At 70.1% G+C, this 13774-nt stretch carries 12 protein-coding genes; 4 read left to right on the forward strand and 8 right to left on the reverse strand.

The genetic code is table 11. From position 1 onward, the window contains the following. Window positions 1-180: 180 nt before the first annotated feature. The 8 genes from KIP79_RS42975 to KIP79_RS43010 form a co-directional block, all read right to left on the reverse strand. Window positions 181-1377: an MFS transporter gene (locus KIP79_RS42975; RefSeq protein ID WP_214110823.1), complete on the reverse strand. Its 1197-nt coding sequence runs from the start codon at window positions 1375-1377 to the stop codon at window positions 181-183. 39 nt (window positions 1378-1416) lie between these two features. After that, a complete protein-coding gene (locus KIP79_RS42980) occupies window positions 1417-2559 on the reverse strand; it encodes an amidohydrolase/deacetylase family metallohydrolase (protein ID WP_214110824.1) in 1143 nt (380 codons plus the stop codon). Between the two features lie 2 nt (window positions 2560-2561). Continuing rightward, window positions 2562-3941, reverse strand: coding sequence for an MmgE/PrpD family protein (locus KIP79_RS42985; RefSeq protein ID WP_214110825.1), 1380 nt, complete (start codon window positions 3939-3941; stop codon window positions 2562-2564). Between the two features lie 81 nt (window positions 3942-4022). Continuing rightward, a complete protein-coding gene (locus tag KIP79_RS42990) occupies window positions 4023-4700 on the reverse strand; it encodes a 2,3-bisphosphoglycerate-dependent phosphoglycerate mutase (protein ID WP_214110826.1) in 678 nt (225 codons plus the stop codon). Between the two features lies 1 nt (window position 4701). Beyond that, on the reverse strand, window positions 4702-5292 hold the full coding sequence (locus KIP79_RS42995) for a cupin domain-containing protein (protein WP_214110827.1): 591 nt from the start codon (window positions 5290-5292) through the stop codon (window positions 4702-4704). 26 nt (window positions 5293-5318) lie between these two features. Then, a complete protein-coding gene (locus KIP79_RS43000; protein ID WP_214110828.1) occupies window positions 5319-6701 on the reverse strand; it encodes an MmgE/PrpD family protein in 1383 nt (460 codons plus the stop codon). After that, entirely contained in the window at window positions 6698-8881 is a 2184-nt protein-coding gene (locus KIP79_RS43005; RefSeq protein WP_214110829.1) for a tripartite tricarboxylate transporter permease, read from the reverse strand. The genes KIP79_RS43000 and KIP79_RS43005 overlap by 4 nt, the downstream gene beginning before the upstream one ends. Before the next feature lie 39 nt (window positions 8882-8920). Then, entirely contained in the window at window positions 8921-10018 is a 1098-nt protein-coding gene (locus KIP79_RS43010; protein WP_214110830.1) for a Bug family tripartite tricarboxylate transporter substrate binding protein, read from the reverse strand. Window positions 10019-10255: 237 nt separating this feature from the next. Between KIP79_RS43010 and KIP79_RS43015 the strand changes: the two genes are divergently transcribed. From KIP79_RS43015 to KIP79_RS43030, 4 genes are read left to right on the forward strand one after another with little or no spacing between them, the layout of a single operon-like run. Next, window positions 10256-11542, forward strand: a complete 1287-nt coding sequence (locus tag KIP79_RS43015) for an aromatic ring-hydroxylating dioxygenase subunit alpha (protein WP_214110831.1) — start codon at window positions 10256-10258, stop codon at window positions 11540-11542. Window positions 11543-11544: 2 nt separating this feature from the next. Continuing rightward, entirely contained in the window at window positions 11545-12051 is a 507-nt protein-coding gene (locus KIP79_RS43020) for a hypothetical protein (RefSeq protein ID WP_214110832.1), read from the forward strand. A 21-nt stretch (window positions 12052-12072) separates the two neighbouring features. Further along, a complete protein-coding gene (locus KIP79_RS43025; protein WP_214110833.1) occupies window positions 12073-12906 on the forward strand; it encodes a 3-methyl-2-oxobutanoate hydroxymethyltransferase in 834 nt (277 codons plus the stop codon). An 11-nt stretch (window positions 12907-12917) separates the two neighbouring features. Continuing rightward, the gene (locus KIP79_RS43030) at window positions 12918-13766 is read left to right on the forward strand and encodes an alpha/beta fold hydrolase (protein ID WP_214110834.1); all 849 of its coding nucleotides are present in this window, start codon (window positions 12918-12920) and stop codon (window positions 13764-13766) included. Window positions 13767-13774 lie beyond the last annotated feature (8 nt).

Here is a 13774-nt window from a genome sequence, read left to right on the forward strand (position 1 = left end):
GGTGGGTGGGTGGGACCCCCCGGCAACCAGGCGAACGCCCTTGAGGCGCTGCTTCCATGGGCGGCGGGCATGACGCTGCTTTTCCTGCCGCCACTGGTGGCCGCGTTCGATCATCGATATGTGGTTCCCGTGGTTCCGCTGGCCTGTCTGGCCGTCGGCGTCGCGTGGTCGCGGCGGGTGTCAGCGGCGGATCAGTCGCCCGATGGCGAACAGCAGCGCCGCCAGAGTGGTGATCCCCGCGGTGACGAAACCCCAGGACGGGCCCAGTTGTTCGCACACCCAGCCGATCATCGGTCCGCCGATGGGGGTCGGCCCTAGGAACACCACGGCGTGTAAGGCCATCACGCGCCCCTGCAGATGGGTAGGTGTCTGCACGAGCAGATAGACCCTGGCCATCGTCGCGAACGCCACATACGCGCCACCGAGCACCGCGAGGCAGGCGAGGGTGACCACCAGCGACCGGCTCCCGGCAGCGGCCAGATTCGCCCCGGTGAACAGTGCCGCGGTGAACAGGACGCCACGCATGGACGTCTGCCCGAAGCGCGCGTTGGCGAGCGCCCCGACGATGGCGCCGACCCCCATGGCGGCCGTCAGATACGCGTACACCTGGGCGTCGCCGTCCAGGCTCCGCTGCGCGAACAACGGCAGGATCACCCGGTAGTTCTGGCCGAACACGCCCACCATCGTGACCACGACGATCGTCGCGAAAAGATCGGCCCGACGGTACACATACCCCAGGCCGGCCAGGATGCCGCGCGAGTCGTCGGGTGAACGCGCGGGCGCCAGCGCCGGCATCGCCCGTACCGAGAAGATCACCGCGCCGAAGGACGCGGCGTTGGCGACGAACGTCCAGCCGACGCCGACCCCCGCGATGAGGGCCCCGGCCAGCAACGGCCCCGCCAGACGCCCGGCGTTGTGCACCGTGCTGATCAGGCTCTGCGCGTTCATGACATCCGCTTCGGGAACCAGTTCCACCACGATGGACTGACGCGCCGGGTAGTCGAAGACGGAGATGATGCCGAGCGCCAGTGCCAGCGCGTACACGCTGAACACGTCGCGCTGCCCGGTGAGGGTGTGGACGGCGAGGCCGACGGCGACGAGCCCCGACGCGACCTGGGTCCACAGCAGCACGGTCCGGCGCGGAAACCGGTCCAGGGCCGAACCGCCCCACAGCCCGCCGACCAGTGTCGGCCCGAACTGCAGGGCGGTCGACACGCCGAGCGCCACACCGCTGCCGGTCAGTTCCAGCACCAGCCAGTCCTGACCGATCCGCTGCATCCAGGTGCCGACCACGGAGGCTGCCGAGCCGAAGAAGTAACCGCGAAATGTCCGGTGACGCAGCGAACGGAACATTCCGTCGTCGGAACGACGAGACACGACCGCCTCCGAAGCGGTTGAAGGCCGGATACGGGTAGATCAAACGGCGGGAGGGACGAGCTCACCGGCCCGGACGGTCGCACGGCAGGCGATCCGCGTGTCGGTGATCCTCTTCTCGCCTTCGGTGTCGAAGATCTCGAAGTCACCGGGCAGCAGGTCCAGCACGGCGATGTCCGCGACCCCGCCGACCTCCAGCGAGCCGATCTGACCGGCCAGGCCCAGCGCCTTGGCGGGATTGCTCGTCACGCAGCGCACCACCTGCTCGAAACTCATGCCCAGCGCCAGGTGCTTGGTCATGATCGACAGCAGGTCGTACACCGGCCCGTTGAGGGACAGGCTGGTGACGTCCGAGCTGATCACGTCTGGCAGGAACTCCTGCCGGAGCAGGCTCTCCGCGACCCGGAACGGAAAGTGACTGCGGCCGTGGGCGACGTCGAACACGACACCTCGGTCGCGGGCGTCCGTCACGGCGGGCAGAACCTTGCCGTCCGCCTCAAGCACCGCCTTGCCGCGGCCGGTCATCATGTGCGTCACGATGTCGCCGGGCCCGAAGTACGGCAGCAGCTCGCTCAGCGGGTCGGTCGCGCCGCAGATGTGCACCATCAGCGGCACGCCCGCCGCCGCGCACAGGGCACGCGCCTCCTGAAGGATCTCCTTGCCCCGCGATCCGACAGCGCGCTCCTCCAGGCGGATCTTCACACCGCGGACGATGTCCGGGTGGGCCTTGATCACCTCGGTGGCGCCCTCGGGGTCCGCCCACTCCGGCTTCAGCAGCTCGCCGAGCGGCGTCCCACCGACCAGACCGATGTAGGAGAGGTGGACGAACGACAGGACGCGCGTCCGCGCGGGGTCGACGACGTACCGTTTGAAGCCAGGGAAGTTCAGGGACCCGGCGCTGCCCGCGTCGACCACCGTGGTGACACCGCGGGGCAGCACGTCCCGGTCCGCGTCCACGCCACGGCCCACCCCCCAGTAGACGTGCGCGTGCAGGTCGATCAGGCCCGGCGTCACCCAGGCCCCGGCCGCGTCGACCACCCGGTCGGCGAGTGCGCCGTCGAGGCCGGGGGCGATTTCGGCGACCTTGCCGTCCTTGACCGCCACATCGGCGCGGACCTGCCGGCCGCTCCCCGGGTCCAGGACGGTGCCACCGTTGACCACCAGGTCGTAGATTCGCTCGGTCACCGTCACTCCCCTGCGGCCACGTGCTGCCGGAAGCCGGACAGGTCCTTCTCCCCGTCGAGCCCGTCGAGGTAGCCGGACAGGCCGCGTACCTGGTCGAGTGGGAGGTTGCGCTGGGCCAGCAACTCGAACTTGCCGATCAGCTGGTCGCGGCTCATGGGGTTGGCGAGCGTGCCGATGGCGTGGCGCACGTGCGCGTCCCAGCGCGTGCCGTCGGCCGTGGTCGCGGTCAGCCGGACGCCGCCGTGGTCGTTGGTGGCCTGGTAGATCTCCTCGATCTCCGGGTCCATGCTCGCCTCGATATCGGGCAGCAGCGCGGTGATCCGCGGGTCGGAGACGATCTCCTCGGTCCACACGCCGGCGTCCCGGAGATCGTAGAAGAGGGCGGCGGCGGCCACGAACGCCAGGCCCCGCTGGGCCGCCATGATCGAGCGCGGTGCCTGCGGGTCGAAGTTCGGCAGGACCTTGGTGGAGGTGCGGATCTCGATCCGGCGCACCTCCGCCGGGTCGAAGCCCTCACGTGCGCGCAGTTCGGCGAGGGCGTCGATGGTGCTGTGCAGGTGGCCGACCGCGGCATAGGGCTTGGTCTCCCAGCCGCGGATCTCGTAGTCCTCGCCCAGCGCCGCGGTCAGGGCCGGGATGTTCGGCTCCTTCTCCGTGCAGAACGCGCGGCAGACGCCGTGCCTGCCCTCCAGCACCGACGAGGGGCCGGTGAAGCCGCGGGCCGCCAGCATCGCGGCGGTGACGCCCGCCTGCGACGGCCAGCCGCCGCCCTGCAGCCGCTTCACCATCGTCCCCTTGGGGTCCTGGGTGTGCTCAAGCAGGCCGGAGGCCATGCTGCCGGCGATGCCGAGGGCGTTCACCAGGCCCGGGGCGTCCAGTCCGAGCGCAAGCGCGGCCGCGGTCGTGGCGCCGAACAGGCTGCGAATCGACACCCAGTAGAACCGGGTGATCCCGCCCTGCGTCGCCCGGGCGACCCGGTAGGCGACCTCGTACCCGCCGACCACGGCGACGATCAGGTCCCTGCCACTGGCGCCGCTGTGCTCGGCGCAGGCGAGCGCGGCGGGGATGGTGGGCGCGCCGTTGTGCAGATCCAGCGCCGCGCTGCGGTCGTCCATCTCGATACCGTGCGCGGCCGTGCCGTTGACCAGGGCCGCGCCGGGCGGGGCCAGCTGCTGGGCCCGACCCCAGAGTGTGGCGCCCCCGAGCCCGCTGGTCTCCCTGGCGAACTCGGTCACCGTCTCCGTCCAGGGCAGGTGAACGGAGAACAGGGCGACGCCGAGCGCGTCCCTGATGGCGGTCTTGGCCGCCTCCACCACGTCGGCGGGCAGGTCGTCGTATTTGATGTTCGCCACGTACTCGGCCAGGTCGACCGTTGCTGTCACGGCGCAAACTCCCTACTCGGTCTCAGGAAACAAGCGGAACCACGGCGGCGGCGAGCGGCGCCGCCGACCGTTGAAGATCACTCAGTTGGGGCCGTCGAGGTGCAGGTCGAGCGGCATCGGTACGCAGATGGGAATGTCCAGCGCGGCGACGGCCTCGTCGGACAGGCCCCGCAGGTGGCGGAGCAGGGCGCGGAGCAGGTTGCCGTGGGCGACGACGAGGACGGTGCGGCCGGCGCGCAGATCAGGCACGATCGCCGACTCCCAGTACGGCACCAGCCTGGCCGTGACGTCCCCGAGGCTTTCCGAGCGTGGCAGCGCGGCGCCGAGTGCGGCGTAACGCGGGTCGCCCGCCTGGTGGAACTCGTCGCCGTCGGCGATCGGCGGGGGCGCGGTGTGCTGGGACCTGCGCCACGCCATGTACTGGTCCCGGCCCACCTCGTCGAGCACCTGTGCCTTGCTGCGGCCCTGCAGCGCGCCGTAGTGGCGCTCGTTCAACCGCCAGTCACGCCGGACCGGGATCCAGTGCCGGTCGGCCTCGTCCAGGACCAGGCTCGCCGTCATGACCGACCGTCTCAGCAGCGAGGTGTGCGCCACATCGGGGAGCGGTCCCGTCGCCAGCAGTTCGCGGCCACACTGTCGCGCCTGTTTCTCCCCTTCCACCGACAACGGCACGTCCACCCAGCCGGTGAACCTGCCGCCCGCGTTCCAGTCGGTCTCGCCGTGCCGCAGCAGGATGACGACGCCGGAGGCACCGGACATCTCAGGCCGTGGGCCGGGGCCGTCCGGCACCGTGCACGGCGTCGCGGGCGGCGGCCTCGGCGAGCAGCTTCGCGCCCTGCTCCGGGTCGAGTTGCACGCCGTGTCGCTCGATGTTGTGCAGTCGCATGGTCCTGAGCAGCCCGGTGTCCTGGATGGCGAGGTAGCGCGAGCCCTCGTTCTCGTCCAGGTTGAAATGCTGGTGCCAGGCCCAGCGGGGCGGCGCGAAGAGCGTCCCCTCGGACCACTCGACCGCCTCGACGGGCTCGTCGTCGAAGTTGATCAACGAGTATCCGTGCCCTTTGACGATGTACAGATAGGCCTCGGTGGTGTGCCGGTGCCGCACCGACGCGCCCCCCGGCTTGAGCTCGGAAAGGTGCGCGTTCAAGACCTCGTAGTCGCCCAGGTCGAAGTAGTGGCCGCGGTTGTTCCGCCACGGCCGCTCGGGCAGCTCCATGGTCCGCAGGTCGTGGGGGACGACGAGGCCCCTGGTCATCGGGTTCTTCCGGTTGAACTCGTCCCGCGCCGCGATCTCGGAGGAGTCCCGGTTCCGCTTCTCGCTGGACAGGACGCCGGGGAGGTAGTCGTCTCGCATGCGTAACTCCTTACTTGGTATATTGGTTATACCATAATCTTCATCAGGCGGCCCAGGGCCCCCAGGTCCGGCTGCTTCTCCAGGGCGTCCAGCCGCTCCGTCAGCTCCGCCAGCCGCTCGCCGCGTACCGCACGGCCCGCGAGCAGGGCGAACTTGCCCCCGAGTTCCTCCGGCGACATCGGGTTGTCCGGCGTGCCGGTGGCGTGCCGGACCTGCCGCTGAAGTGAACGTCCGTCGGACAGGTCGAGGCGCACCCGCGCGCCGCCATGGTCGTTCGTTGTGCGGTAGATCCGCTCGATCTCCGGATCGATCTCGACGTGGATGCGTGGCAGCAGTGCGACGATCCGCGGATCGTCGACGACCTCGGCCGACCACACGCCCGGGTCGCGCAGGTCGAGGAACATCGCCGCCGCCGCCACGAAGCGCAGGTCGTACTGCGCGGCCATCACCGATCGCGGGGCGGTGTGGGTGGCCGGGGCGATCTTCGTCGAGCAGCCGATCACCATGCGGTCGACCGCCGCCGGATCGACACCGTGCTCGCGCAGCAGAGCGGTGACCGCGTCGATCGTGCTGTTGTAACCGCCGCGCGCCGCGTAGGGCTTGGTCTCCCATGCGGAGATCTCGAACCCCGTGCCGAGGGCCGCGGTGAGCGCGCCCACGTCCGGGCTCGCCTCCGTGGCGAAGGCGCGGACCAGGCCGTGCCGGCCTTCCAGCACCGTGGCCGGGCCGGTCAGCCCCCGCGCCGCGAGCATCGCGGCGGTCACCCCGCAGAAGGCCGGCCAGCCGCCGCCCTGTAGCCGCTTCACCATCGTCGCGTGCGCGTCGAGGCGGTACTCCAGCAGCCCGCCGGCCATGCTGCCGACGACACCGAGCGCATGCCCGGTCCGCTCGGCGTCCAGGCCGAGCGCCGCCGCGGCGGCCGCCGCCGCGCCGCAGATCGTCCGGATGCTGTCGCCGTAGAAGCGCGGGGTGATCGCGCCCTTGGTCGCCCGGGCGACCCGGTAGGCCACCTCGTATCCGGCGACGACCGCGCGCAGCAGATCCTGTCCGCTCCCGCCGCGTGCCTCCACCAGCGCCCAGGCGGCGGGCACGACGGCGGCGCCGGCGTGGAGATCGAGCTCCGCGCTGCGGTCGTCCATCTCGACGCCGTGCACGCAACAGCCGTTGACCAGTGCCGCCGCGGGTGGGGCGAGCGACTCGGCGCGGCCCCAGACCGTCGCAGGTCCCGCGCCGGAGGTCGCGACGGCGTGCGCGGCGGCGATCTCGCTCCACTCCAGCCGGGCCGCGAACAGGGCGACCCCGACGGCGTCCCGGATGGCCAGCTTCGCCGTGGCGACGACATCGTCCGGCAGGTCGGTGAACGCGAGCGCTGAGGTGAACCGGGCCAGCGCCGCCGTCTCTCCGGTCACCAGTCGAACACCTGACTCTCCAGCAGTGGTAGGGGGACCAGCTTCGTGAACATGAGGTAAAGGAAGGCCCAGGTGACGACGGCGCCGAGGAGGCAGGCCCACCACCGTTCCTTGGCCACGATCCGCAGGTAGGCGAACGTGAACAGGGGTGCGCCGTACTCGAAGCCGAACGCGTACAGCGCGGCGAAGAACAGCAGGAACGGGACCACCGCGGCGGGCGTGACCAGCTGGCGCAGGCCAGGACCCGACGACTCCTGCGACGGGGCCGTCTCGGTGGCCTTCGGATCGTCGTCCCCGGACGGGACCGGCAGAGTGGCCGTCGGCGCGTGCCCGGCGAGCGGCTCGACCGCCGCTCTGGAAGCGCCGCCCGGCGCTCCTCCGCTCGGGGACGTCGGCGGCGGGCGGTCGGCCAGATCCTCGGCCTCGGCCAGCACCGCGTCGATGCGCATGGTGTTCACCGGCATCCGGCCTCGGAGGTCGATCGCCAGCTGCCAGGCGGCGAACACCGCCATCAGCGCGGCCGCCAGGAGCGGGAACTGCTTGGTCCGCAGTGACAGGTCCAGCTCGAACTGGAGGTGCCAGACCGCCCAGAGGGCGATCAGCAGCGCCGCCCCGCTGAGCAGCGCCCGTCCCCGCCACACCCGCTGGTAACGAACCTGCCGCCTGGCCGTCTCGTGCTCGGTGATGGTGCCGCGGGCGCGGTTGAACAGCCGTTTCTTCACCACCGGCGCCAGTATGGCCAGCGCCAGCAGCACGATCATCACGAGCACCAGCGGCCGGCCGAACCAGTCGTAGGTCTGGTCGGACAACTGGTAGGCGAGGAAGAAGTTCCCCTCCAGCATCTTGCCGAGCACGAGCCCGAGCAGCAGCGGCGGCAGCGGCCATCCCCACGCCGTGGCGATCATCGCGACGCCGCCGATCACGAGCATCAGCACGAGGTCGTACCAGGAGTTCGAGGCGGTGTAGGCGCCGAGCGCGATGAACAGCAGCAGGAACGGGATGAGCCGGGGCACCTTGACCCGCGTGATGGCGACGATCCAGCGCAGCATCAGCAGGCAGAGGATCACCGTGATGATGTTCGCGACGACCATCGTCCACACCATGCTGAAGGTGACGTCGATGTGGTCGGTGAGCATCGCGGGGCCGGGCGTCAGCCCCGTGATGAGGAAGGCGCTGAGCAGGATGGCCATCTGGCCGCTGCCGGGGACGCCGAACGCCAGCGTGGGAACGAGATCCCCGCCCTCCTTGGCGTTGTTCACCGAGCCGGCGGCGGCCAGGCCCTCGACCGAGCCGCGGCCGAACTCCTCCGGGTGTCTGGAGGTCTGCTTGGCATGCGCGTACGCGATGAACTGCGACGAACTGCCACCGACACCCGGCAGCATGCCGAGGAAGATCCCGATGGCACTGCACCGGATGATGAGCAGCTTGTGGCGAAGGGTGTCCTTCAGCCCCTGCTGCCAGCCGTTGAGATCGTTGGAGACGGTCGGCACCGCACTCGTACGGGCGGCCATCATTTCCAGAAGTGACGGAACCGCGAACAGACCGACGACCACCGGGACGATGGAGATGCCGTCCATCAGGTAGGGCAGGTCGAACGTCAGTCGCAGCCGGCCCGTGCCGGGGTCCTGCCCGATCATGGAGAGCAGAACCCCGAAGGAGGCCATCACCAGCCCCTTGCGCACCGCCTTCCCGCTCAGGGTCGCCACGAAGCACAGGGCCAGCACCGCGACCATGAAGAACTCGGCGGGACCGAACTGCAGCACCAGCGGGCGGACCGCCTGCACCGCCAGCGCGAGGAAGAAGGAGCCGATCAGCGCCCCCAGCAGCGAACTGCCGAGGGCGATGCCGATCGCCCGGCCGGCCTCCCCGCGCTTCTTCATCGGATAGCCGTCGAGCACGGTGGCGGCGGAGCTCGCCTCGCCGGGCACTCCGAACAGGATGGACGTGAGGTCCCCGGTGGTCGCGGTGACCGCCGACATCCCGAGGAGGAAGGCGAAGGCCGTCACCGGGTCCATCGCGAAGGTGAACGGCAGCATCAGCGCGAGGGCGGTGCTGCCGCCCAGCCCCGGCAGGATCCCGACCAGGAAGCCGAGCGCCATGCCGATCAGCAGGAAGCCGAACGTGGGCCAGGACAGGACCGAGCCGAGGCTTGCGAAGAAGGTACCGAAGGTTTCCAGCATCAGGGGTTCCCGCAGTCGGTGGTGAACGGTGAGCGGGCGTCAGGCCCCATCGGCCTTGATCAGCTTCTGCAGACGGTCGACGGTGTCCTTCGGGGTCTTCAGGTACTCGGCGATTCGCTCCTGCACCTGTGTTCCGGTGCTCGGCTCGATGTCGATCCCGATCTTCTTCGCCTCTTCGAGGAGGGCGGGATCCACGAGCGTGTCGGCGAGGGCCTTCCGCAGCGCTTCGAGGACGGGTGGCGACACGTCGGCGGGGGCCATCAGCGGTCGCGCCCACTCGTACCGGTCGGCGACCACCTTCAGCAGGTTCTTGTCGGCTTCTGCGCTGTCCTTGGTCAGGTCGGCGACGGTCGGGACGCCCTGCATGGTCGCGTGGTCGATCGGGCCGCCGATCTGCACCATCGGGATCAGCGTGCCGTCCGCGAGTTCGCTGCCCTTCTGCCGCAGCAGGCTGTCCCAGGTGCTGACGGTGCCGTCGACCTCGCCGCGGTCCAGGCCCAGCATCCGGGCGCTGGAGCCGCCGTACCCGAAGATCGGCCGCAGGTTGAGCTTGAGCAACTCGTTGAGGAGGACGTGCCCGGTGTGCGGGCCGTCGCCCACCGCGCCGTACGGGAGCCGGAGGTTCTTGGCGGCCACGGCCGCCAGGTCGCCCTTCTGGATGCCGGTTCGCTTGTGGACCGCGAGCACCTGCGGCGCCTTGGAGGTGGAGCCCAGCCACGGGATCTTGTCAGGGTCCCACCGGACGCCCAGCTCCGGGCCTTCGCCGAGCAGGGTGTAGAAGGGGATGTTGATGTCGGTCATCCCGATCGTCAGTCCGTCGCCCTTGGCGCCGTAGACGTGGTTGGTGGCGATCCGGGACTCGCCGCCGGCCATGTTCTCGACCACGACCGTCGGGTTGCCTGGCAGGTGCTTGCCGAGGTGCCGGCCGAGCATCCGGCAGGTGTTGTCCAGCGAACCGCCGGGTGCCTCGGAACAGATCAGTTTCAGGGTCTTGCCGGACCAGACGGCGGCCAGTGCGTCGGCCCCCATCGTTTCGGTCGTCGCGCCGTTCTCGCGGGCGCATCCGGTGGCGACGGCCAACGCCGCACCGCCCAAGCCGAGCACGAACCCACGACGTGAAATGCGTTCTGAGATCATCGCACACTCCCTTTCGCGTCGTGATATTAGTCACCTTGGACTAAAGGTCTAACCTTTGATGGCAACTTTTACCGGAGCGTTACATACCGGACAAGAGGGGTGCATCCTCTCCCGTTAATGACCCCATTGCGCTCGCTTGGGCCAATGGTATGTTGTTTAGCACTTCGTGGCCGCGTCTGCTTCCGGCGTTGAACCGCGGTCGATGGCGAGGGATCAGACGTTGAGAGGAAGACGAGGATGCTCAGACCAGAGCTCAACGAGCTACTGACGCAGACCGGTCCTGGTATGCCGATGGGTGAGCTGTTCCGGCAGTACTGGATCCCCGCCCTGCTCGCCGAGGAGTTGCCGGAGGACGACTGCGCGCCGGTCCGGGTGAAGATCCTGTCGGAGCGCCTGATCGCCTTCCGGGACAGCCAGGGCCGGTACGGCTTGATCGACGAGTTCTGCGCGCACCGCGGCGCGTCCCTGTGGTTCGGCCGCAACGAGGAGGGCGGCCTGCGATGTGCCTACCACGGGTGGAAGTACGACGTGACCGGCCAGTGCGTCGAGGTGCCCTCCGAGCCGGAGAACAGCAACTTCTGCGCCAACGTCAAGCTCACCGCGTACCCGCTCATCAAGGTCGGCGACATCCTGTGGACCCACATGGGCGACCCCGCGAGTCGTCCCGAGCCGCCGGAGTTCGAGTTCGTCCACGTCCCCTCGGAGCAGACCTACACCTCCAAGCGCTGGCAGGAGTGCAACTGGCTGCAGGCGCTGGAGGGCGGCATCGACTCCAGCCATGTGACCTGGCTGCACTCGGGAGCGCTCAGGAGCGACCCGCTGTTCAAGGGTGCCAAGGGCAACCAGTACAACATCGGCGACCTGAAGCCCTTCTTCGAGGTCGCGGAGGCCGACGGCGGCCTGTTCGTCGGCGCGCGCCGCAACGCCGAGGACGGCAAGTACTACTGGCGCATCACCCCGTGGATCATGCCGAGCTTCACGATGGTCCCGCCGCGGGGCGACCATCCCGTGCACGGCCACTTCTGGGTGCCGATCGACGACGAGAACTGCTGGGTCTACACCTTCGACTACCACCCGGTCCGGGCGTTGACGGCGGCCGAGCGGCAGGCCATGGAGGACGGCTTCGGGGTGCACAGCGAGAACATCCCCGGCACCTACCGGCCGGTGCGGAACAAGGACAACGACTACCTGATGGACCGCGAGGCGCAGCGGCAGGGGAAGCACTTCTCCGGGGTCGAGGGCATCGCGATCCAGGACTCCTCGCTGCAGGAGAGCATGGGCCCCATCGTCGACCGGACCAAGGAGCGGCTCGTCCCCGCCGACAGCGGCATCATCAAGGCCCGCCAGAAACTGCGGAAGGCCGCGCTGGCCCTGCGCGACCACGGGGTGACCCCGCCCGGGGTGGACCCCGCCCACCACCGGGTGCGGTCGGCCGCGATCGTGCTGCCCCGGGAGGATTCGTTCCTGGAATCCTGCCGCGACGCCGTGACGGCCACCCCCGGCGTCCCGCAGACCACGGTCTGACCATGCAGAACCGTCCGATACTCCTCAACAGCTGCGCCAGGGCCGCCACGGCGGCCGAGGCCCGCTTCAGGATCGACGCGCCGATCACCCCGTCCCGGGGAGCCCGAGTGGTGGCACTGGACCGGCGGGCGGAGTCGATCGTCCGCCGCGTGGCCGAGCAACGCTGGTCCAGCGCCCGGTTCTTCGTGTGCGAGTCCCCCGGATCGAGCAACGGGGACATGGCCGATGTGGCGCTGCTGTCCACCGACGGATCCGCGTCACGACTCAGCACGGAGCTGATCGGCGCGGACGTCGCGGTGATGGTCGCCACCGCCGACGACGGCGCCGAGGCGGCCTGCGCGATCGGTGACGCCTGCACCCTGCGCGGAATCATGACGGCCGGCGTGGTGATCTCCGACGGCTTCGGCGCCGAGGCGACGGTCTCGGCGCTCCGGCCGCACGCCAGGGTCCTCATGGTGACGCGCGACGAACACGACGTGGCCGAGGTGCTCAGCGCGTTGCGCGCCTAGGTCTGGAAAGGTGAGGCGGGAGTGGAAACCAAGGTCACGCTACCCGGGCTGACGGCCATGAAGCGGGACCGGCGGAAGATCGTCGGCGTGGTGGTCTGGGACTACCAGATGGCGCGGATCGTCGACCGGGTGGGCGTGGACATCCTCTCGGTCGGCGACACCGTCGGCGTCAACCTCTGGGGGCAGTCCAATCCCCTGGAGGTGACGATGGATCAGATGATCGTCGTCGCCCAGGCGGTCCGCAGAGGGGCGAAGCGGGCCCTGGTCAGCTGTGACTTCCCCTTCGGTCCGCTGCAGGAGGGACCGGGCAGCGCGGTGCGGGCCGCGATCAGGCTGGCGAAGGAGGCCGGCGTCGACCTGGTGAAGCTGGACGGCGCCGCCGATCACCTGGACGCGGTCACGGCCGTCACCCGGGCGGGCGTACCCGTCTTCGCCCAGTTCGGGATCACGCCGCAGACGGCGTTGCGGTACGGCGTGCCGTACACCGTCGATCCCGGGTCGCGCGCCGAGGTGCCGGTGGAGCTGAAGGACGAGCTGGTCGCCGAGGCCCGGCGGCTGGAGGCGGCGGGCGCCGCCCTGCTCGACTTCACCAACTCGGGACCGATCGTCGGCCCGGAGGTCGCGCGTGCGGTGTCGGTACCGGTCCTGGGCGGGTTCGGCGGCGGCCCCTGGCTCGACGGCCGGATGCGGATGGCGAACGCGGCCATCGGCTATGCCGCGTCGGCGCTGGACGAGCCCGTGGAGACCTACGCCGATGTGGCGCGGATCAGCCATGACGCCATCGCCGCCTACGCCGAGGACGTACGCGCCGGACGCCAGATCAGGGGCGGCGCCCCCCGGCCGAGCAGAACGTGAAAGGAGACGTCGTGCCCACCGAGATCATCGAAGGTATCGCCACCCGGTACGAGGTGGCCGGTTCAGGACCGCCGCTGCTCATGTTCTCGCCCGGCGGCTTCAACGCCACCCTGGACAACTGGCGGTCCCAGGGCGTCTACCGGCGCCTCGGTCTGCTGGACCACCTGACCAAGGAGTACACCTGCATCACGTTCGACCGCCGTGAGTCCGGGCTGTCCGGAGGCAGGGTCGAACGGCTCGGTTGGGCCGCCTACGTCGCGCAGGGCAGGGGACTGCTCCAGCGCCTGGGCGTCGAACGGGCGCATCTCATGGGCGGATGCGTCGGCTGCTCCATCGTCACGACGTTCGCGGTCGCCCACCCCGAGGCGGTGCTGAGCATGGTGCTCTTCTCCCCCGCGGGCGGCGTCCGGTACCGCATGACCCAGCACGAGCGGCTGGGCCGGCACCTGGCCTACGTCGCCGAGCACGGCCTGGCGGGGGTCGTCGCCCTGGCCAGGACCGGCGACAAGCCGTTCACCCAGGACGCACGGGTGGGCCCGTGGGTGACCGTCATCCGGCGGGATCCCGCCTTCGCGGACAGCTACGCCCGCCTGGATCCCGACCGGTACGCGGTCCTGGTGACCGGCATGACCCGGACGCTGTTCGACCGGGACACCGTGCCGGGGCCGGAACCGGAGGATCTCCTGCGGCTGGACGTTCCCGCGCTGATCGTGCCGGGCCAGGACGCCTCGCACGCGACGTCGGCGGCCCGCTACCTCCAGGAGTGCCTGCCCCGCGCCGAGTACTGGGACGTGCCGGTCGACGAACAGACCGAGCTGACGGCGCCGGCCCGCGTGCTGGAGTTCCTGGCCCGGCGGTAGGCCGTCTT

Source organism: Acrocarpospora catenulata (genome assembly GCF_018476525.1).
GTDB lineage: Bacteria > Actinomycetota > Actinomycetes > Streptosporangiales > Streptosporangiaceae > Acrocarpospora > Acrocarpospora catenulata.